Genomic DNA, 19,160 nt, shown 5'->3' with positions numbered 1-19,160 from the left:
CGCGCCAGACCTCTCACGTGGCGGCCCATAGCACCAACGCGCACACGAGGCCCACCGCGTAGCTCACCCGGTCCCTCAGGGCGAAGACGAGCGGGTCCTCGTTCACCAGCCCGCGGTGGGCCAGCAGCCACACCCGGCCCACCCAGTACAGCATCACCGGGCAGATGAGCCACAGCCGCTCCGGGTGGGAGTACAGCGCCGTCACCTCGTCGGAGGTGATGTAGAGCGCCAGCACCAGCACGGACACCTGTCCCGAGGCCGCGCCCAGGCTGGCGAGCTGCTCGTAGTCCTGGGCCAGGTAGCCGCGCCCGTGGGCGGACGTCTCGTTGGAGAGCCGCAGCCGCCGCACCTCGCTCAGCCGCTTCACCAGCGCGAGCGAGAGGAAGATGAACATGCTGAACATCATCAGCCAGCTCGACGTGGGCACGTCCACCGCCAGCGCGCCGCCGAAGATGCGCACCGTGTACAGCCCGGCCAGCACCAGCACGTCCAGCATCACCACCTGCTTCAGCCGCAGCGAGTAGGCCAGCGTCAGCACGTAGTAGGCGCCCAGCAGGGCCGCGAAGGCGGGCGGCAGCAGCACGCACACCGCCGCGCCGGCCAGCAGCAACAGCGGCGCCATCACCACGCCGGTGCTCACCGGCAGCGTGCAGGCCGCGAAGGGGCGCTTCTTCTTCGTCGGGTGCCGCCGGTCCGAGTCCAGGTCCAGCAGGTCGTTCAGCACGTACACGCTGGAGGCGCACAGGCTGAAGGCGGCGAAGCCCAGCACCGCCTGGAGCAGCATGGCGGCATCGGTGGCCTTGTGGGCCGCCAGCAGCGGCACGAAGACGAGCGCGTTCTTCGCCCACTGGTGCACGCGCAGCGCCTTCACCCAGACGCGGAGGCTGCCGCGCGGGCGCTCGAAGACGCGGTGGACGTCGCGGCCCAGCCCCTGCGCCTGCTTCAACACGCCGGCGGGCGCGTGGACCACCACGACGCGGCGGCACTCGCGCCACAGGGGCAGGTCCACCGTGTCGTTGCCCGCGTAGTCGAAGGTGCCCAGGCGCTCCTTCAGCTTCGCCAGCTTGCGCGCGCCGGAGAGGTTCACCCCCGCCTCGCTAGCGACGACGTCGGAGAAGATTCCCAGGTGCGCGGCCACCGCGTCGGCGATGCGCCGGTCCGCGGCGGTGGCCAGCACCAGCCGGCGGCCCCGGGCCTTCTCCTCGTGCAGCCAGGCCAGCAGCTCCTCGTGGTAGGGCAGGCTCGTCGCGTCCAGGGTCGCGCGCCGGGCCACCTCTTCCTTGAAGAAGGCCTTGCCCTTGAGCACCCACAGCGGCGCCAGCAGCAGCAGCCACGGCGCGCGCTTGAAGAGGACGAGCAGGTTCTCGTGCAGCGTGTCCGTGCGCACCAGCGTCCCGTCGAGGTCGACGGCGAGCGGGACGTCCGGGGAGTCCTCGGGAAGGGGTGTTTGAGGAAGCATGGGCAGCGAATTGACGGAGGCCATCGAAGGGCGGGCAGGGTAGCCCAGACGGCGCTCGCCCTGGCAAGCCGCGTCATGGCTGGCCCGCCCGGACAGCGGCCGGGTGAACGCTCAATCCATCCGGGCGACCAGGAGCGTCTGCAGCGGGAGGTGCCGGATGGGGCGGCTGTGCTCGATGCGGAAGCCCGCATCGTCCAGGAAGCCCTCCACCTCGGCGGGCGTGTAGGCGGCGGCGCCGGAGGTGAGGAAGTAGTGCAGGCCAATCAGGGGCGCCGCGCTGGCGGGCGCGTCCACGTCCTCGCGCAGGTACTCCAGCACCGCCAGCGTCCCCTTGGGGGTCAGCGAGGCGCGCACGCGCCGCAGGAGGGCCACGTTCTGCGCGGGCGACAGGTGGTGCATCACCTGGAAGAGCATCACCCCGTCGTACGGGCCGCCCAGCTCCGCGGTGAGGATGTCGCCCTCGCGGTGGGTGACGAGGTGGGTGAGCCCCGCGGAGGCGATGATTTCGCGGCCCACGCGGGCGCTGCCCTCCAGGTCCAGCACCGTGGCCTTCAGGCCCCGGTTGCGCAGGCACAGCTCGGCGGCGAACCAGCCGTGGGCACCGCCCAGGTCCAACACATGCTTCGCCCCGCGGGGCAGGGGGATGGCCGCCACGACCTCGGGCGCCGCCAGCCGCGCGAGCTGGTGCATGGCGTGGATGTAGTCGCGCCAGCGCGCGTCGTCCGGGGCGAAGCCGTGGATGTCCACCGCCTCACCGGTGCGGACCACGCCCTCCAGCCCGTTCCACCACTCCCACTGCGCGTAGTTGAACTCGAGGAAGGCGCCGATGTAGCGGGGCGAGCGCGGGTCCAGCCAGCGCCGGGCGCGGGGGGCCAGCCGGTAGCGCCCGCCGCGCTGGCGCTCCACCGCCTCGCACGCGATCAGCGCCTCCAGCAGCGTCCGGGTCCCTTCCTGGGACAGCTTCAGCCGCGCCGCCAGCGTCTCCGCCGACAGGGGGCCGTCCGTCAGCGCCTCGTAGATGCCCAGCCGCACGCCGGCCATCAGCGTGCGCGCCGCCATCATCCCGAAGAAGGCATGGGCCACCGGCTGTGGGGCCAGGTTGAGCCAGTCCGCCACGCGCTCCAGCAGGTTGTCCGCCTTGAGCCCCAGCCTCATGCATGCGCTCCTAACGCCTGCGCCTGTACCCGCCCACGGCGGCCAGGCCCACGATGACGAGCGCGGCCTGGGCACCGAGCACACAGCCTTGCTGGTCCACCTGGCGCACGCCAGTGTACCGGCAGAATCCGTTGTCGCAGGAGAAGCGGGGGGAGCAGTCCCGGGTGCTACGGCAAGAGGTATTCACCCTGCCTGTATTGTCATCCCCCTCGGGGTTGTCCCGGTCCGCGCCGCCTTCCCCCACCGAGGCGTCCGGGAGGCCCGCGTCGAGCCCTCCATCGGATTGGGCCAGGGCCCCCACGGGCAGCAGGAGGGGGAGGCAGGCCAGCAGGCCACGCAGGCGGGAGCGGAGGGCAATCGGGGCGGGGGACATCGGCGCCGACACCCTAACCGCCTGGAGGGGCGGATGCATCCATCGCGGTGCCAGGAGCACCCGGGGGCAGATTGTCTGACCCTTCCTGCGGCATCTGGTACGGTACGCCCCGCGATGGCACCCCGAATCCTCGTCGTCGATGACAATCAGGAGCTGTTGTCCCTCCTCACGCAGCTCTTCGAGGAGGCGGGCTATGAGGTCATTGGCGCGAGCCGCGGCAAGCAGGCGCTGGAGCTGGCCAAGGCCCAGGCGCCCGCGGCCGCCGTGCTCGACATCCTCTTGCCCGACATGATGGGCTACCACCTCGCGGACGCGCTGCGGAAGGACAACCCCCAGCTCCCGCTCCTCTTCATCACGGGTGTCTTCAAGGGTGGCAAGCACGCCGTGGAGGCGCGCACGAAGTACCAGGCCGCCGGTTACTTCGAGAAGCCCTTCGAGGCCCAGAAGCTGCTGGAGGCGATGACCAAGGTGCTGCCTCCGGAGAAGCCCGGTCCGGCGGCCAGCTCGCTCCAGGACGCCTTCGAGGTGGAGCTGGACATCGACGTGGAGGAGGAAGGCCCGCAGGACGCCATGGAGCTGACCGGCCGCATCAAGGTGACGGGCGGCGGCAACATCACGGCGGAGATTCGCGGCGCCAACCTCACGGCCAGCCCCATGCAGAAGGTGTCGGCCACGCAGGTGCGTCCGCCCACGCCGGGCCGTCCGCCGGACCCGCCTCCCGCGGGGACGCCGGGCAGCCGCCGCGGCGAGCTGAAGGACAACCTGCCCTCGCTGCTGACCGCCTTCTATCTCTCCCGCGAGACGGGGGAGCTGGGCGTGCAGAAGGGCAAGGTGAAGAAGGTCGTCTACTTCGAGAAGGGCACGCCGGTGTTCGCCCTCTCCAACCTGCTCGCGGACCGCTTCGGCCAGTTCCTCGTGCGCGTCGGCAAAATCAAGCCGGAGCAGCTCCAGGACGCGTCGGCGGTGGCCGCGCAGTCCAACCGCCGCACCGGCGACGTGCTGGTGGAGCGCGGGCTGCTCAAGGACACCGAGCGGCTCTACTACGTGGGCCAGCAGGTGAAGGCCGTCATCTACTCGCTCTTCGCCTGGGAGGAAGGCACCTACGTGCTGAGCTTCAAGGAGAAGGCGAGCTCGGAGTCCATCAAGCTGGACGTCCACCCCGCCAACCTCATCGTCCGGGGCATCAAGAAGCTCTACAAGCCGGAGCGGCTGCGCCGCCTGCTCCAGCCGGAGGACCGGCTCATCCCCGCCGTGGCCCCGGCGTACCAGCTCAACGAAGTGGAGCTGGAGCGGTGGGAGGCGGAGCTGCTGCCGAAGGTGGACGGCAACCGCACCGTGGCGGAGCTGCTGGCCTTCGCCAACCGCCCCGAGCACGTCGTCTACGGCTTCCTGGTGTCGATGATGTCGCTGGGCATCCTCGACAAGCGCTCGTAGGCGCCACGCCCCGCCACCGGATGGCGGGGCACCCCGTCCGGGGCTTCAGCCGCCGACCAGGCGCGAGCCAATCCAGAACAGGCCCAGCGCGGCGGAGCCCACGGCCACCACGCGCTGCACCCAGAGGGTGATTTGCGCGTTGAGGCGGGCGATGCCCTCCGCGAAAATCAGGCCCACCACGCCCATGCCGATGAGGATGCCCAGCGCGAAGCCGGGCAGGTACATCCACGCGGCCACGCTCATGCTGCCACCCACCAGCAGCGGCGGCAGGGCGAGCAGCAGCGAGCGCACGCCGCTGACGGCCATCAGCGCGCCGGCGGTGGTGCTCACCGTGTGGACGTGCTGGTGCGGCTCCCTGGCGTGGCCGGGCAGGTGGGGGTGGCCGTGGCTCAGGCTGCTGGGGAACAGCAGGGCGGCCACCGCGAGGGACACCAGCACGGCGCCGCCGAAAATCTCGGCCCAGCGCTCGAAGGTCTCCGAGAGGCCCACGCCCGCCAGGATGCAGACCGCGGCGATGCCGCCCAGCATGGCCGCGTGGCCCAGGGCGAAGCGCACGGCGGTGGCGATGGCGGCGCGGCGCCGGCCTCCCCCCAGGGTTCCGAGGGTGGCCATGGCGGCGCAGTGGTCCGGGCCCACGGCGTGGAGCATGCCTTGGGACAGACCGAGCAGGAAGGCGAGGAGAATGGGCTGCACGACGCGGCACCCTACCCGTGCTTCAATCGGGAGGCCAGCAGGAGAGGAGAACCTACCCTTCATGAGGATGACCACCCGACGGCTGTTCGCCGTCATGCCGCTCGCGCTCTGTCTGCTTCTGTCGCCTGGGTGCGACAAGGGGCCCGACCAGCTCCGGGACGCCGAGGCGTCCTACCGCGAGCTCATCGACCGCCGCGTGTCCCCCAGGGACCCGGCCTGGGACTCCGTCATCGCCGCCTTCGAGGCGATTCCCAAGGACTCCAAGGCCCGCCCGGAGGCGGAACGGCACCTCGCCGCCATCCGGGGTGTGCGGGGGAAGCTGCCCCCGCGGCCCCTGGCCACGCCCGGCGCCACGGGCCCCGGGACGTCGGAGGTGGACGCCAAGCGCGCCGCCTGCGAGGCCCTGGCCATCCGGCTGGGCCAGACGCCCGAGGGGCCCGGCCGCGAGCCCCTGCGCCAGGCGCTGGCGGAGTGCCGCAAGGAGCTGGTCAAGCTGGAGGCGCACAGCCACCCGCCGGGCGAGCATGGCCATGACCACGGCGGGGAGCTTCACCCGGCCCCGGCGGAGGCGCAGCACTAGCGGAATGGAGGCGACCCGGCTGGAGGCGCATCGCCACCCGCCGGGCAGGCGGTGCCAATACCACTGCGGGGGAGCCGGGGCCGTCGGAGGCGCCGGGCGGAGTGGGCGCTGTGCGTGGGCGTTGAGTGGCGCGGGCTTTGTGGCTAATGAGCCCGCATGCCCATGCCCCAAGCAGGTGACAAGGCCCCCGCCTTCCAGCTCCCCGACCAGGACGGAAACACGGTGTCGCTCGCGCAGTTCGCGGGCCGCAGCGTCGTCCTCTACTTCTATCCGAAGGATGACACCCCGGGTTGCACCGTGGAGGCCTGCGGCTTCCGCGACGAGCACTCGGCGCTGGAGGCCGCTGGCGCGGTGGTGCTGGGCGTGTCCGCGGACAGCACCGAGCGTCACCGGAAGTTCGCCACCAAGTTCAACCTGCCCTTCCCGCTGCTGGCGGACGTGGACCACGCGCTGTGCGAGGCCTACGGCGTCTGGGGCGAGAAGTCGCTCTACGGCCGCAAGTTCCTGGGCATCACCCGCGCGACCTTCCTCATCGGCCCTGACGGCGTGGTGAAGCACGTGTGGCCCAAGGTGAAGGTGAACGGCCACGTCGCCGAGGTGCTGGCCGCGCTGAAGGGTGGCGCGCTGGCCGAGGCCGCGGAGACGCCGGAAGGCGCCGGGAAGAAGGCTCCGGCCGGCAAGAAGGTGGCCGCCGCCAGGAAGGCCCCGGCGGGCAAGAGCGCTTCAGCGAAGAAGGCCCCGGCGGGGAAGAGCGCTTCAGCGAAGAAGGTCCCGGCGGGCAAGAGCGCGGCGGCGAAGAAGATCCCGGCCGGGAAGAAGCCCGCCGCCAAGAAGGCTTCTGCGGCGGCGAAGAAGCCCACCGCCAAGAAGGCCGCCTCGGTGGCGAAGAAGGCCCTCGCGGGGAGGAAGCCCGCCGCCAAGAAGGCTTCTGCGGCGGCGAAGAAGCCCTCCACGGGCCGGAAGGCCCCGGCGTCGAAGAAGGCTGCCCGGACCCGCCGCTGAGGGCTATATGGGGGACGCGGGGTCACCCCGTGGTCTGCACGCCCGGCGTGCCCATCTTCGGGAAGCAGCAGCAACCAGATTGAAGGGACTCGGAGGAGTCGACATGCGCGAGCGGAATTTTCGGCGGTGGGGTTCGGCGGTGGCGTTGGCGGCGGGCACGGTTCTGGCCGTGGGCTGTGGCCCCTTGCCGGAGACGGGAGGGCGTCAGCCGGATGAGCCGCGGGGCAGCTTCGTCGCCCAGCGCGGCGACCAGGCCGAGGCCATGAAGAACATGGAGGGTGGCAACACCAACGCGGCGCTGCCGCCTTGGACGATGCCCTCGAACCGCGGCTACAACGGCACCATCGCCCAGATTGGCTCCAGCATCGACCCGCGCACGGCGCAGAAGGACGGCACGCAGGGCCGGTCCCTCCTGGACGACGCCGGGAACATGATGCAGGACCGGTATGCCGCCGAGGGTGGCGCGGCGTACTCGCCCGCGGCCCATGGCCTGGGCGGCGAGGACGGCGCGGCGCTCGGTGGCAGGCGGAGCGGCCACTACAGCGGCTACGCCCCGCTGGGCTGGCAGGACCGCAGCGGCCCCTACATCCGCTGAAGGCCTGACGGGGGCGCCCGGCGCGCCCTCGGCTGCTCCCGGTGGATACGCCCGGGAGCAGCCAGGCCGCCCGCGTCTCAGCGGGAGGCCAGCATCACCTCGGTCGGGTCCCGGCCCGCGAAGGCGCTGTCGAGCCCCATGGCGAGCGCGCGGTGCGCGTCGTTGCCCAGCGTGGCGAGCCGGTCCTCCGCGGGGTGCGCGAAGCGGGCGCTGAGCGCGTCGAGCCGGCGATGGGCCTGGGCAATCCGCTCGCGCGGGACGCGTCCGGACTCCACCGCCTTCACCAGCGCCTCGATGGCCCGCCGCTGCACGTCCGCGCGGTGGCACACCAGGAACAGGTCCACGCCCGCGAGCGTGCCCTGCACCGTGGCCTCCTCCACGGAGTAGTGGCCGGCGATGGCCTTCATCTCCAGGTCATCGCTGACGAGCACCCCGTCGAAGCCCAGCTCCTCGCGCAGCACGCCCTGGAGCACGCGCGGGCTCATGGTGGCGGGCACGCCCGGGTCCAGCGCGTCGAAGAGCACGTGCGCCGTCATCAGCGACGCCAGGCCCGCCTGGGCGAAGGCGCGGAAGGGCACCAGCTCCACACTGCGCAGCCGCTCCAGGGTGTGCGCCAGCCGTGGCAGCGTCAGGTGGCTGTCCGTGGTGGTGTCGCCGTGTCCGGGGAAGTGCTTGCCACACGAGGCCACGCCACCGGCCTCCAGGCCGCGCGCGAGCGCCACGCCCAGCCGCGCCACCTCCTCCGCCTCGCGGCTGAAGCTGCGGTCACCGATGACGGGGTTGGCCGGGTTGGTGTCCACGTCCAGCACCGGCGCGAAGTCCCAGTCGAAGCCCAGCGCCCGCAGCTCGTACGCCAGCAGCTGGCCCACCCGCTCCACCAGGGCCGCGTCGCCGCGCTGTCCCAGCTCGCGCATGGGCGGCAGCGGGGTGAAGGGCGCGCCGCGGAGCCGGGCCACGCGTCCACCCTCCTGGTCCACCGACAGGATGAAGGGCCGGCCCGCGCGTGCTTTCAGGGCATGGCATAGCGCGGCCGTGTCCGCGGCGGTGCCCACGTTGCGCTTGAAGAGGATGGCCCCGTAGATGCCGTCATCCATCAGCGCGGCGAGCTCACTGTCGATGTCGGTGCCGGGGAAGCCCACCATGAAGAGGCGGGCGCAGTCGCGGTAGAGGGCGGAGGTCGTCACGGCACACAGTCTGGCAGAAGCGGGGCCGGGGATGCTCGGGGGGAACGCCGTTTGCCCCGGGCGTGTCGGCTGCCTGTCAGGCCGTGGGCCCGAGGGGCTCGCTACTGGAGGATGGCGCCCTGGGCGAAGCGCTTCACGATGGCCAGCAGCTCGGTCAGGGAGAAGGGCTTGGGCAGGAAGGCGGCGCAGCGCAGGTCCTTCCAGTAGTCCGGGGGGCTGGCGCTCATCATCACCACCGGGATGTCCCGCAGCACGGCGCTGCGCTCCATGGCCTCCAGCAGCGCGGGGCCGTTCATCACCGGCATCATGTAGTCGAGCAGCACCATGCAGGGGCGCTCCTCGGACATGCGCTCCAGGGCCTCCTTCCCGTTGAGCGCGATGGCCGTCCGGTAGCCCTCGTCGCTCAAGAGGTCTCGCATGGCTTCGACGATGCCGAATTCGTCATCGACGATGAGGATGGGCCCCATGACTACTTCCCCTGGCGCCTGCTGTCGGGATGCGGGGGCCCGAGCCGCGCGGTCGTCCGCGGAAGGCCGGTCATCATCATCTCGACGTTGTCGAAGGCGCCTGCCACCTCCATCCCTTGCGGACGGATGTGCAGCTCACGCAAGGCCGGGTCGTGCTTGCTGTTGCGCAGCTTCAACACCGTGACGAAGCGGCGCAGCTGGGAGTCCAGCTCGACCTGGCGCAGGAAGAGGATGTTCTCCGCCACCATGGAGATGCCCTTCATCGGGAACATCACCTCCAGGCCGAACGAAGAAGAGGTTTCGACGGAGTACATCAACGTCACGCCGCGCATGCGGCACTCGTTGACCAGCGCGGCCAGGAAGCGGGACACGCGGGCCTGCCGGACGGCCGCCCTGCGGAGCGCGTCGTAGCCGTCCAGGAAGAGCCGGCGCACGCCGTGCGTCCGGATGACGTCCAGCAACTGGACGCCGAGCTTGTCCAGCAGGTTCTCGGTGGGAGGCCGGAAGCTGACCTCGAAGTCCCCCCGGTCGATGAAGGGCTTCAGGTCCAGCCCGATGCCCGCCGCCTGCGTCACCATCCGCTCGGGAGAGTCGTAGAAGGCGAAGTAGTGCACGCGCTCGCCCTGGCGGGCGCCCTCCGCGAGGAAGTTCAGTCCCAGCAGCGTCTTCCCGCTGCCGGACGGCCCCAGGAGGATGGTCGTCGACCCCCGGGCCACGCCCCCGTGCAGCATGGTGTCCAGGCCGGCCACGCCCACGGCGCATTTGCCCTCGAGGTGCGGTCGCGGCGGCGGGCCCGACTGCGCGAGCGTCTCCAGGCGGGGGTAGATGACGATGCCGTCCTGGGTGATGTCGAAGCTGTGCTTGCCGAGCAGATAGGGGCTGCCCCGGAACTTGCGCACGAACAGCTCGCGCACCGCGCGCACGCCGAACATCCGCTGCCGGAGCAGCAGCAGCCCGTCCACCATGGTGTGCTCGGCGCGCAGGCCCTGCCCCCGGCCCGTGGTGAGAATCAACGTCGTGCAGCCCATGAGCCCCGTCACCACCTGGAGCCCGTGGATGAACTTCTTGATGGCCTGCTGGGAGGGCGCCACCTCCTCCGCCGCGACCAGTCCGTCCAGGACGAGCAGCGTGGCCTGGTGGGCCTTGGTCTCCCTGCGGATGAGCTCCGCCAGCGCGTCCAGCCCCCCCTGCTCCAGCACCGTGAAGGCGCTCAGGTAGGTGATGGCGTTGGGCAGGAGGGTGGAGTCGAAGAAGGACAGCGAGCTGAGGTTGCCGACCAGCTCCGTGTGGGACTCGGCCAGCAGCGTCAGGTACAGCACGCGCCCGCCCTGACGGCTCGCGTGGTGGAAGCACAGCTGGTTGGCGAAGATGGTCTTCCCGGAGCCCGGCAGTCCCATCAGCATGTAGGTGCGGGCCTTGCGCAGACCGCCGTGCAGCACGGTGTCGAGGCCTGGGATGCCTGTGGGAATCCGTTCCGGCATGCGTGGAGTGCTATCGGTCATCTCGCGTTCCCTTTCCTGGGCCCGGCCCGGGTATGGCCCCGCTGGAATGATTGGAGCAAAGCGCTCGCCTTCCTCAGGGAACACCTCTTGCCATAGCGCCTCTTCCGAGCCGCCGCTGAAGCGAGGGGCCTCAGCAGCAGGCCGTGACCCATTTCAGAAGCTGCGCTGCACGGTCCGCGCGGCACCACCCGTGGGGCCCGCGCCGTTCGCGATGCGATACCAGCTCACGCCATCGGTTGAATACCGGAACCCGAAGGCATACGCATTCCACGGCGTATAGGCGAGGGGCTCCGCGGCAAGGTTCCAGCGGTACCGGTAGTTGTTGCCCACGCGGCCTTGATAGGTGAGCCACCGGTACTGCGTGGCGGCCCCGTCCACGCTGAGCTCCACCTGCGCCTGGATGAGCTCGGGACGCGCGGCGGCGGCGTCCGTCACGCCCGGCACGTACACGTCCGCGTCCACGAACTTGCAGGCGCGCTCCATGACGTAGCTGTCGATGACGATGGGGTCCGCCAGGCCGTCGCGGTGCTCGCAGTCGCGCGCGAAGCTGCCGCCCCAGTCACCGGCCCACGCCACCGCGGCGGGCGACTGCGCCTCCACCGGGAAGACGTAGTTCTGGCCGTAGTTGCTGTCGTAGCGCGCCGCGCACGTGCGACCGGAGGTGTAGAACCACGTCTCCACGCTGGTGGCGTCCGTCGGCACGGTGACTTCGAAGGGCTTGCTCACGAACGTGGTGCTGCCCGTGGCCTGCTTCACGCTGCCGCTGAACAGCTGGCCGCCCGGGAGGAAGCGCACATAGGCCAGCGTGTCCCAGGCCTGCTGACCGGCGTAGGTGCTGTGGTGACAGTCCGTCATCCGGTACAGGTCGTAGTCGACGACGAGCGTGCCGCCGCGGACAATGGCGCCGTGCTGCGAGTGCGTCCAGCCGGTGGAGAAGCGCACGGTCGCCGTGGGCGTGGTGAGCGGCGCCTGCTGCGTCTCCGTGGAGGGACTGGCGGAAGAGTCGTCCTGCTGCGGCATGCCGCCACAGGCGACCAGCAGGGGCAGCGCGAAGGCCAGGGACTTCCAGGCAGACTTCTTCATTCTGGGTTTCTCCAGAGGTTGAGGAACCCGCCACTTACCAGGAGTTCCTGACACATGCGCTGTTGGAGGGAGCCCATGCCGGGGAGCGGGCGATTTCACGGTGCGCCGTCGCCCGGCCGGGCGGCCTCGGCCATGGCGAGGGGCAGGGTGGCGGAGGTGGTGGCCACCGCGAGGTTTCCGGCCGCGTCCTTGCCGAGCGCGTAGAGCTTGATGGCGCCTCGCACCGCGGGCATTCGCACCCGCCACGTTCCGGGAGCGGGGCCGGGCCGCGCGTCCAGCCGGCGCACCTCGTCGCGCTCGTGCCGCGTGGCGGCGCCTCGGAAGTTGTAGGCGAACGAGAGCCCCTGGAGCTTCGGGGCCGAGTCCTCCACGTCGACCCGGACGCGGGCCCAGGTGCTGGGGCCCTCGCGCTCCGCGCCGTGGACGGACACGGCGGCAATCCGGGGCAGGGGCGTGGCGGGCTTCTGACCCGTGTAGGCCTCGCGCACCGCGTGCCAGGCCGGCCGGGTGGCCGTGCCCGACAGCATGCCCAGCCAGAGCCCCGTGTGGTCGAACGACGCCCCGTAGTTGAAGACGAACAGGCCCAGGCACCGGCCCGCCTTCACGTGGGGCGCCAGGGCGTTGTTCCACCCGTCGACGATGGCGGCGTACTTCTCCTCGTCGGTGGGCTCGCGGGGCACGCCGTGCGCGTCCTTCGGCGCATCCCACTCGCCCTGCGCGCCGAACTCGGTGACGAACCAGGGCTTCCTCACGCCGGCCTTCGCCAGCTCCGAGGGCAGCATGTGGATGCCGCCGCCGTAGACGTTGAGGCCATACGCGTCGAGCGACGGCACGTGCTTCTCCCACCAGGGCACCGCCAGCGTCCACGCGTCCACGGAGATGACGGGATGGTCCGCGTCGACCTGTTTGATTTCACGGACCACCTTCTCCAGGAAGCGCGCGTAGGCCTCCTTCGCCGCGTCGTGGGGGCTGTTGAGAATCACCTCGTTGCCCACACCCCAGGCCAGGACGGCCGGGTGGCCCTTGAAGCGGCGCACCTGCGTCAGCGTGTCCTCGAGCTGCTTCTTCATACCGCCCGTGTCACGCGTGTAGTCGAAGGTGTCGTCACCTTCCGCGCCGGGCTGGCCGTGCCGCATCCAGAGGCCGACGAGCACCTTCAGCCCATGCTTGTGCGCGGCGTCGAGCAGCAGGTGGGTCTCCGAGCCGGTGCCCCACGTGCGCAGGGTGTTCACCCCCAGCGCCGCGAGGCGGGCACAGTCCTGCTCGTAGGCCCTGCTGTTGCTGCTACCGCTGAAGGTGACGCCGCGTGCGACGTAGGCCCGCCCGTCCACCTGTAGCTGCCACTGGCCATCCTTCTGGAGGAGGACGGTCCGGGCCGCCGCCGTCGCGGGCGGCAGCAGGAGCGCGCCGAGCAGGGCGCAGCCGAGGAGGGTGGAACGGGCGGGTGTCATGCGCGGGCCTCTTTTCGAGCGCGAGGGCGCGTCGGGCCTAGAAGCCGCAGAACGCTGCGTCCTCCGCGTAGAAGTCCGCCGAGAAGGTCGTCGTCTGGGCGCAGCCCGGGCGCGACGCCGTCACCGTCAGGGTGAAGTAGCCCACCGACGTGGCGGAGAGGACGATGTACGAGCCCGTGTTGCTGTGCAGGGAGGCGTAGTTGCTCGACCAGGTGTACGTCACTCCGCTCTCGGGGCTCAGGATGGCGTAGCGGCCGTAGGGGTGGCGCGACGGGTAGCACACGCCGATGTTCTCGTTGATGGTCCTCACCGCGGGGGCGCAGGACGACGGCGCGCAAACCTTCGACACGCCATCACACGTCACCGAGGTGCTGGTGGAGTGGCAGTTCCCCGACGCGCTGGAGCACTGGATGCTCGAGCCGTTGGCGCACGCGAGCGTCACGTTGCAGGCGCTGAACGCCTCCACGCCGCCCTCCGGGTCGCCGGACGACTCGAGCACCGGCGCGGAGCCCTCGGCGGGCAGCTCCTCGGTGCCACCACAGGCCGTGGCGAGCAGAAGGGTGGACAGCAGGACCAGATGGTTGCGGAAGGAGGGCATGGTGAGCTCCAGGTGAGGGACTGATGCGTGTTTTCTGGCAAAACTTGAGTTTCGCAGAGATTGTGAGGCGCAATCCAGTGCGGGGGGCGGGCGGCTTCGCTTGTCCTGCCTTCGTGGGGTGTGACATGGGGCGTGCGAGAACCCGAGGCTCCTGTCCGCGCCTCCGCTCCCCGAGGCCCTGAATGGACTTCTCCTCGCTTTCACTCGCGCCCCCCTTGCTCCAGGTCCTGCAGGAGCTCGACTTCCAGACGGCCACGCCCATCCAGGCGCAGAGCATCCCGGTGCTGCTCCAGGGCAAGGACCTGGTCGGCCAGGCGCAGACAGGCAGCGGAAAGACGGCGGCCTTCGCGCTGCCGCTGCTCCAGAAGGTCCAGCTACAGCACCGCCGGGTGCAGGCCCTGGTGCTGTGTCCGACGCGCGAGCTGTGCGCGCAGGTCGCGGGGGAGATTCGCCGGCTGGGGCGGCGGCTGCCGGGGCTCCAGGTGCTGGTGCTCGCGGGAGGCCAGCCCATCCGTCCGCAGCTGGAGGCGCTGGAGAAGGGCGCGCACCTCGCGGTGGGAACGCCGGGCCGGGTGATGGACGTGCTGGACCGGGAGGCGCTGGAGACGCGGCAGCTCTCCACGGTGGTGCTCGATGAAGCGGACCGGATGCTCGACATGGGCTTCCGCGAGGACATGGAGCGCATCCTGGGGGCCATGCCCTCGCGGCGGCAGACGGTGCTCTTCTCCGCCACCTTCCCGCCGGACATCGAGGCGCTCAGCCGCGCCTTCCAGCGCGAGCCCGTGCGGGTGACGGTGGAGGCCGCCAGCGCGGGGCCCGACATCCAGCAGGTGCGCTACGACTGCGCGCCGGAGGAGAAGCAGGCCCTGCTCCTGCGCATCCTCCGGCACTACCAGCCCGCCTCCGCGATTGTCTTCTGCAACCTCAAGGCGACGGTGGTGGAGCTGAAGAAGGCGCTCGGCGAGGCGGGCGTCAGCGCGGACGGGCTCCAGGGGGATTTGGAGCAGTTCGAGCGCGACCGGGTGATGGCGAAGTTTCGCAACCAGAGCACGCGGGTGCTCATCGCCACGGACGTGGCGGGACGCGGCATCGACGTGGAGGCGCTGGATGCCGTCATCAACTTCGACTTGCCCATGCAGGCCGAGCCCTACGTGCACCGCATCGGCCGCACGGGCCGGGCGGGGCGCGCGGGCCTGGCGGTGTCCATCGTCACGCCCCGGGACGGCCGCAAGGTGGACGACATCGAGCTGGCCACCGGCGTGAAGCTGGAGCGCGGCGACGTGGCGTCACTGCCCTCGGCGGACCCGCGCGGCGCGGTGTCCCTGGCGTCGGCGTGGGACACGCTCTACATCTCCGCGGGCCGCAAGGACAAGCTGCGGCCCGGCGACATCCTGGGCGCGCTCACGGGCGAGGCGGGCGGGCTGGCCGCGGCCGACGTGGGGAAGATTGAAATCCAGGACCGCGTGTCCTACGTCGCCGTCGCGCGGCGCGTGTCGCGCGTGGCCTTCCAGCGCTTGAGCGAGGGCCGCATCAAGGGCCGCCGCTACAAAATCGAGCGCGTGCGGTAGCGCGGCTACGCGGCGCCGCGCAGGGACATCTCCTCGCGGAAGGCCTGGACGACTTCCTCCTCCGTGGGCAGCTCGCCGCAGCGCTTCTCCATCAGCTTGGAGAGGACGGCGACGTAGGCTTCGCCGAACACCGTGGTGAGCGCGGTGGCGGTGGTGGCGGAGATGAGCGCGCCAATCGCCGTGCCCGGTCCGGGGACGAGCTTCAGCAGGCCGGAGACAATGGACTGGCCGGTGAAGGTGGCGCCCAGGCCGGTGATGCTCGAGCCCACCAGCGTGGACAGGAAGGCCTCCGTCAGTGGGAGGCCGAAGACGCTACTGATCCCCGCCAGCATTCCGACCTGCGTGGGGACGAGCAGGGCGGCGTCGGCGAAAGGGATGGGGACCGCTCCGATGATGCCGGCGGCGGCCGCCGCGCTGGCGACGATGCCGTGCGCGCGCTTGCGCTTCTGCCCGATGCTCACCCGCTGGGCCGCGGCGAAGGCGTTGCGCTGGGCTTCGGGGACCAGCTCCATGGTGAGCTCGACGAGCTCCACCAGCCCCTTGGGCTGCAGTGTGTGGCCCTCGTCGTCCGTCTCCTGGAGCGCGCGCACGCGCATGACGTTGCGGGCCATGGGCAGCAGCTTCTGCACCTCCGCGCGGAAGCCCTGGTCGCTGCGCGCCTTGGTGATGACGACGACCACCGGCATGTGGCGCGCGAGCATCTCCGCCGCCTTCAGGTCCCCGTCCTCCACGCGGCGCGAGTCCTCGCTGATGCACAGCCAGGCGCAGTGCAGGTGGCGCGTGGCGTCCGCGTCCCTGGCACGGGCGGCCACCAGCTCCTCCAGCAGCTTCAGCGTCTCTTGAAAGGCGCCCAGCTCCAGGCCGCGGGTGTCGAGGATGCTGACGGGGATGCCGTCCTTCGTGTACTCGCGCGTCTCCTTCGTGACGGGCCGGCCCTGGCCGGTATCCGCGATGCGGCCGTGGAAGACCGCGTTGACCAGCGTGCTCTTGCCCACGCCGCTGCGGCCCGCGATGACGATGTTGACCCGGCCGCGCTTGCGAAAGGCTTCTTCGACCTGCTTTCGGATTTCGTCCGCCAGTTGGATGTCCATGCGCTGCCGCCGCCTCCGCCGGTGAGGCCTCCCGGGCGTGATGCGCGGAAGGCCGCATCAGCGTAGCGGAAAGCCTCCGCGTGTCGGCGGTGGAGGAGCGCGGCCTGGCGGCTCCCGGCTCCAGGACGGACGGACATCCGGGCCCTGCCCACGGCACCGCGCGCCTGCCTGGCGGCGGGCAGGCAGGAGTGCCCCCGCGGCGTTGCCCGCTGCAACGTCATGGCCTCCACACCAGCGTGCAGGCCACCGCGCGACACCTCATGCGCCGTGAGTGGTGGACGCCGACACCGCCTGCATCGCCACCGGCGTGGAGGCCACCACGCGACGCCTCAAGCTCTGTTACTGGTGGATGCCGACACCGCCTGCATCGCCACCGGCGTGGAGGCCACCGCGCGACACCTCAGGCGCCGTCGGTGGTGGTCACCGACACCACCTGTGCCTGTACCGCCACCGGCTCCAGTGCCGGCGCGGCGGAGGCCGGCTGGGGACGAAGCTGCCGCAGCCAGGCGCGGAGCCGCTCGAAGCGGAAGACTTCATCGAGCGGACGCAGCAGGAGGATGAGCGCGCCGAACATGACGAGCACGAAGCTGATGAGCCCGTGGAACACGGCGATGCCCAGGTGGAAGCTGATGCCCAGCGGCAGCAGCACCCGGCGCAGGGACGGGTTCAGCAGCGGCCCCAGCGCGAGCCCCAGCTCCAGCAGCAGCACGGACCAGGTGATGAGCGCCACCGCGGGGCTGCTGAGGACGGGGAGCATCAGGCGGGCCAGCCAGTCCGGCGCGCCGACGCTGGGGTCCAGCAGCCAGTAGTACACCGCCGTGCCGTCCACCCACTCCGTCACCTTGAACTTGCCGACGGAGGCGTGGAAGTAGATGCCCGCCACCTGGAGGCGGAGCATCACCCAGGCGGACCGGGCGATGAGCCGCTTCGCCTCATTGTTCCCCGAGGACTCGACGGGCGCGCTCCAGTGCCAGCGTCGCTCGTCCGTGAGCGTCAGGGGCAGCAGCAGCAACGCCAGGATGGCGGCAATCTGGTCGCCGCCGTCCGTCAGCGTCGCGGACCACGGCATGCTGACGGCCACCCACCAGTGCACGAGCCCCGTGACGCGCGGGCGCCAGCCCGAGGCGACGACGACGAGCAGCAGCACCGCCGCCCACCGCGCCACCTCCAGCCAGCCGGAGGGGAACACGCAGAAGAAGGACGCGGCGCGGATGCCCTCGCAGACGGGCGCTTCGGGGATGCCCGCCGCGGGGCGGAACAGCGTGGTGGTGTCGCTGAAGGCCAGCGTGCCACCCGTCCCCAGCGCGACGAGCGTGCGCGCCAGGCCGTAGACATTGCTCCACGGGGAAGGCCCCGCCACCCAGGCGCGTGCGCGGTCTCCAAGCGCGGTCAGCATTCGACCTCCAGACGCAGGACCTTCGAGGGCATGATGATGGGCTTCCCCTGGTTGGTGCGGCTCCACGCCCACGGCACGGCCCGCTGGAAGACGATGCCCAGCTGGCCGCAGTACGTGGGGCGGGGGCTGGGGTTGCGGAGCGTCTGGGCCACCGGGGCGCGCTCCAGGCAGACGTCGGGAGACTCCTTGCACTCCACGCGGGGGAGCGCCGCCGTCTCCTTCATCAGCAGGCCCAGCTCCACGCCCTGGGCCCGCGCGGCCCGGTTGATGCCGAAGGCGTTCTTCCACTGGAAGTTGGGCGCGTCGCTCGCCCAGGCCCACTGGCCCTCCGGCGTGCGCAGATAGGGCAGCATCCGGTCGTCACGCGGGTCGCGGGTGAAGAAGGCCCACCCCTCCGGCAGCAGCAGCTTGATGTTGAAGTGCTTCTCGAAGGGCAGCTCGATGGGGTTGTACGGAAGCGCCGCGTGCAGGGCGTAGACCGTGAGCGTGGTCCAGCCCAGGATGAGCCCCAGGGCCAGCAGGCCCAGGCGGCGTGATGGGGAGGTCTGGGGAGCGGGAGGGGTGGACTCGGTCACGGCCGTGCTCGCGAAGAGGGTGGAAGAAGGGGAGTGCCCACCGGTGAGGGCGATGGACACTCCCCGGGGTGCTGCGATTACTTCGCGTCGGCGAACCGCTTCGCCAGCATGTCCACCCACACGTCACGCTGGAGCTGGCTGGCCTGGGGGCCCGCCACGACCGGCGTGATGTCAATCTGGGTCAGGATGAGGATCAGCACGAGGGCGACCGCGACGGCGGTCTCCACGTACAGGTACAGGCCGGCCTCGACCTGGTGCAGGGCCGCGGCGTTGATTTCACCCTCCTGGCCGGCGTCCTTGCGCAGCGCGTTCGCGGCGGCGAACGTCAGCTCCCGCGTGTCCGTCAGGAGCTGGTCGATGACCAGGTGGTTGCCGCTGCGCAGGTCCTGGCCGAAGCGCTCGAAGAAGGTCGGGTCCAGCGCGCTCATCTTGGCGATGACGGCCTCCGCGGCCTCCTCGCGCTTCGCCAGCGTCTCGTCGCCCAGCTTCTCCTTCATCTCCGGACGCTGCCAGATGTCGTCGAAGTAGTGCGCCGCCGGGCCCAGGCCAAACGCCATGCCCTTGAACAGGTTCTGGCCCGACAGCGCCTGGTTCTGGGTGATGCCGGCAGAGGGGCCGCTGCTGTCGTCCGCGGGGCCGCAGCCCACGCCGAAGGTGGAGAACGTCATGAAGGCCGTCATGGCCGAGGTCAGCTTCAGGGTGGAACGCTTCAAGGTGTACTCCTGGCAATCGGGGTTCTTGCCCGTGAGCAGCCCGGCCGGCCAGGTGCGTCACGGACAAGTCACGAATTTCTGGCAAGTTGAATTTGTTCGCAATCCATAGAATTACTTAAATTTATACGAATTCGTATCAGTTGCGTGGATGTTTAAACTTTCAGGTTTAGCTGGTTTCTGAGAACCCGGCGGGTCTGCTGGGACGGTGTCTGGGAGGTTCAGCCCGTCATGGGCGCTGGCA

At 70.7% G+C, this 19,160-nt stretch carries 19 protein-coding genes; 5 read left to right on the top strand and 14 right to left on the bottom strand.

Features of this window, described 5'->3' with window-relative positions; translation table 11 throughout:
- Positions 1 to 13: 13 nt before the first annotated feature.
- From VZL07_RS09810 to VZL07_RS09800, 3 genes are all read right to left on the bottom strand, one after another.
- Complete coding sequence (locus VZL07_RS09810; RefSeq protein WP_426755192.1) at positions 14 to 1,459, bottom strand: UbiA family prenyltransferase; 1,446 nt, start codon at positions 1,457 to 1,459, stop codon at positions 14 to 16.
- Positions 1,460 to 1,570: 111 nt separating this feature from the next.
- Complete coding sequence (locus tag VZL07_RS09805) at positions 1,571 to 2,614, bottom strand: methyltransferase (protein ID WP_426755190.1); 1,044 nt, start codon at positions 2,612 to 2,614, stop codon at positions 1,571 to 1,573.
- Positions 2,615 to 2,624: 10 nt separating this feature from the next.
- Positions 2,625 to 2,987, bottom strand: coding sequence for an MXAN_6627.5 family MYXO-CTERM protein (locus tag VZL07_RS09800; RefSeq protein WP_426755188.1), 363 nt, complete (start codon positions 2,985 to 2,987; stop codon positions 2,625 to 2,627).
- A gap of 114 nt (positions 2,988 to 3,101) precedes the next feature.
- On the opposite strand from VZL07_RS09800, the gene VZL07_RS09795 reads away from it, so the two are divergent.
- Positions 3,102 to 4,421 (top strand): response regulator, encoded by a 1,320-nt coding sequence (locus VZL07_RS09795; protein WP_426755186.1) that lies wholly within the window; start codon positions 3,102 to 3,104, stop codon positions 4,419 to 4,421.
- A 45-nt stretch (positions 4,422 to 4,466) separates the two neighbouring features.
- Here the strand turns inward: VZL07_RS09795 and VZL07_RS09790 are convergent, their stop codons facing one another.
- On the bottom strand, positions 4,467 to 5,114 hold the full coding sequence (locus VZL07_RS09790; RefSeq protein WP_426755184.1) for a hypothetical protein: 648 nt from the start codon (positions 5,112 to 5,114) through the stop codon (positions 4,467 to 4,469).
- 67 nt (positions 5,115 to 5,181) lie between these two features.
- Between VZL07_RS09790 and VZL07_RS09785 the strand changes: the two genes are divergently transcribed.
- From VZL07_RS09785 to VZL07_RS09775, 3 genes are all read left to right on the top strand, one after another.
- The gene (locus VZL07_RS09785) at positions 5,182 to 5,694 is read left to right on the top strand and encodes a hypothetical protein (RefSeq protein WP_426757272.1); all 513 of its coding nucleotides are present in this window, start codon (positions 5,182 to 5,184) and stop codon (positions 5,692 to 5,694) included.
- Between the two features lie 162 nt (positions 5,695 to 5,856).
- The gene (gene bcp / locus VZL07_RS09780; protein ID WP_426755182.1) at positions 5,857 to 6,696 is read left to right on the top strand and encodes a thioredoxin-dependent thiol peroxidase; all 840 of its coding nucleotides are present in this window, start codon (positions 5,857 to 5,859) and stop codon (positions 6,694 to 6,696) included.
- 103 nt (positions 6,697 to 6,799) lie between these two features.
- Positions 6,800 to 7,291 carry a hypothetical protein gene (locus tag VZL07_RS09775; protein ID WP_426755180.1) on the top strand — a complete coding sequence of 164 codons (492 nt, stop codon included), beginning with the start codon at positions 6,800 to 6,802 and terminating at the stop codon, positions 7,289 to 7,291.
- 77 nt (positions 7,292 to 7,368) lie between these two features.
- Here the strand turns inward: VZL07_RS09775 and nagZ are convergent, their stop codons facing one another.
- The 6 genes from nagZ to VZL07_RS09745 form a co-directional block, all read right to left on the bottom strand.
- Positions 7,369 to 8,433: a beta-N-acetylhexosaminidase gene (gene nagZ / locus VZL07_RS09770; RefSeq protein WP_426757271.1), complete on the bottom strand. Its 1,065-nt coding sequence runs from the start codon at positions 8,431 to 8,433 to the stop codon at positions 7,369 to 7,371.
- Positions 8,434 to 8,576: 143 nt separating this feature from the next.
- Positions 8,577 to 8,942: a response regulator gene (locus VZL07_RS09765; RefSeq protein ID WP_426755178.1), complete on the bottom strand. Its 366-nt coding sequence runs from the start codon at positions 8,940 to 8,942 to the stop codon at positions 8,577 to 8,579.
- 2 nt (positions 8,943 to 8,944) lie between these two features.
- Positions 8,945 to 10,444, bottom strand: a complete 1,500-nt coding sequence (locus VZL07_RS09760; RefSeq protein ID WP_426755176.1) for an RAD55 family ATPase — start codon at positions 10,442 to 10,444, stop codon at positions 8,945 to 8,947.
- A gap of 153 nt (positions 10,445 to 10,597) precedes the next feature.
- Complete coding sequence (locus tag VZL07_RS09755; RefSeq protein ID WP_426755174.1) at positions 10,598 to 11,527, bottom strand: DUF6209 family protein; 930 nt, start codon at positions 11,525 to 11,527, stop codon at positions 10,598 to 10,600.
- A gap of 95 nt (positions 11,528 to 11,622) precedes the next feature.
- The gene (locus VZL07_RS09750) at positions 11,623 to 12,978 is read right to left on the bottom strand and encodes a glycoside hydrolase family 2 TIM barrel-domain containing protein (RefSeq protein ID WP_426755172.1); all 1,356 of its coding nucleotides are present in this window, start codon (positions 12,976 to 12,978) and stop codon (positions 11,623 to 11,625) included.
- A 37-nt stretch (positions 12,979 to 13,015) separates the two neighbouring features.
- A complete protein-coding gene (locus tag VZL07_RS09745; protein WP_426755170.1) occupies positions 13,016 to 13,576 on the bottom strand; it encodes a hypothetical protein in 561 nt (186 codons plus the stop codon).
- A gap of 182 nt (positions 13,577 to 13,758) precedes the next feature.
- Between VZL07_RS09745 and dbpA the strand changes: the two genes are divergently transcribed.
- The gene (gene dbpA, locus VZL07_RS09740) at positions 13,759 to 15,144 is read left to right on the top strand and encodes an ATP-dependent RNA helicase DbpA (RefSeq protein ID WP_426755168.1); all 1,386 of its coding nucleotides are present in this window, start codon (positions 13,759 to 13,761) and stop codon (positions 15,142 to 15,144) included.
- 5 nt (positions 15,145 to 15,149) lie between these two features.
- On the opposite strand, the gene VZL07_RS09735 is transcribed toward dbpA, so the two are convergent.
- From VZL07_RS09735 to VZL07_RS09720, 4 genes are all read right to left on the bottom strand, one after another.
- Positions 15,150 to 16,235: a YcjF family protein gene (locus VZL07_RS09735; protein ID WP_426755166.1), complete on the bottom strand. Its 1,086-nt coding sequence runs from the start codon at positions 16,233 to 16,235 to the stop codon at positions 15,150 to 15,152.
- A 400-nt stretch (positions 16,236 to 16,635) separates the two neighbouring features.
- Positions 16,636 to 17,631, bottom strand: coding sequence for a sporulation-delaying protein SdpB family protein (locus tag VZL07_RS09730; protein ID WP_426755164.1), 996 nt, complete (start codon positions 17,629 to 17,631; stop codon positions 16,636 to 16,638).
- Positions 17,625 to 18,206, bottom strand: coding sequence for an SdpA family antimicrobial peptide system protein (locus tag VZL07_RS09725; RefSeq protein WP_426755162.1), 582 nt, complete (start codon positions 18,204 to 18,206; stop codon positions 17,625 to 17,627). Before VZL07_RS09725 ends, VZL07_RS09730 begins: the two co-directional genes overlap by 7 nt.
- A gap of 77 nt (positions 18,207 to 18,283) precedes the next feature.
- On the bottom strand, positions 18,284 to 18,919 hold the full coding sequence (locus VZL07_RS09720) for a sporulation delaying protein family toxin (protein WP_426755160.1): 636 nt from the start codon (positions 18,917 to 18,919) through the stop codon (positions 18,284 to 18,286).
- Positions 18,920 to 19,160 lie beyond the last annotated feature (241 nt).

It is taken from the genome of Pseudomyxococcus flavus (assembly GCF_050038885.1).
In the GTDB taxonomy this organism is placed as follows: Bacteria; Myxococcota; Myxococcia; order Myxococcales; family Myxococcaceae; genus Myxococcus; species Myxococcus flavus.
This window is presented reverse-complemented; position numbering and strand designations above follow the sequence as displayed.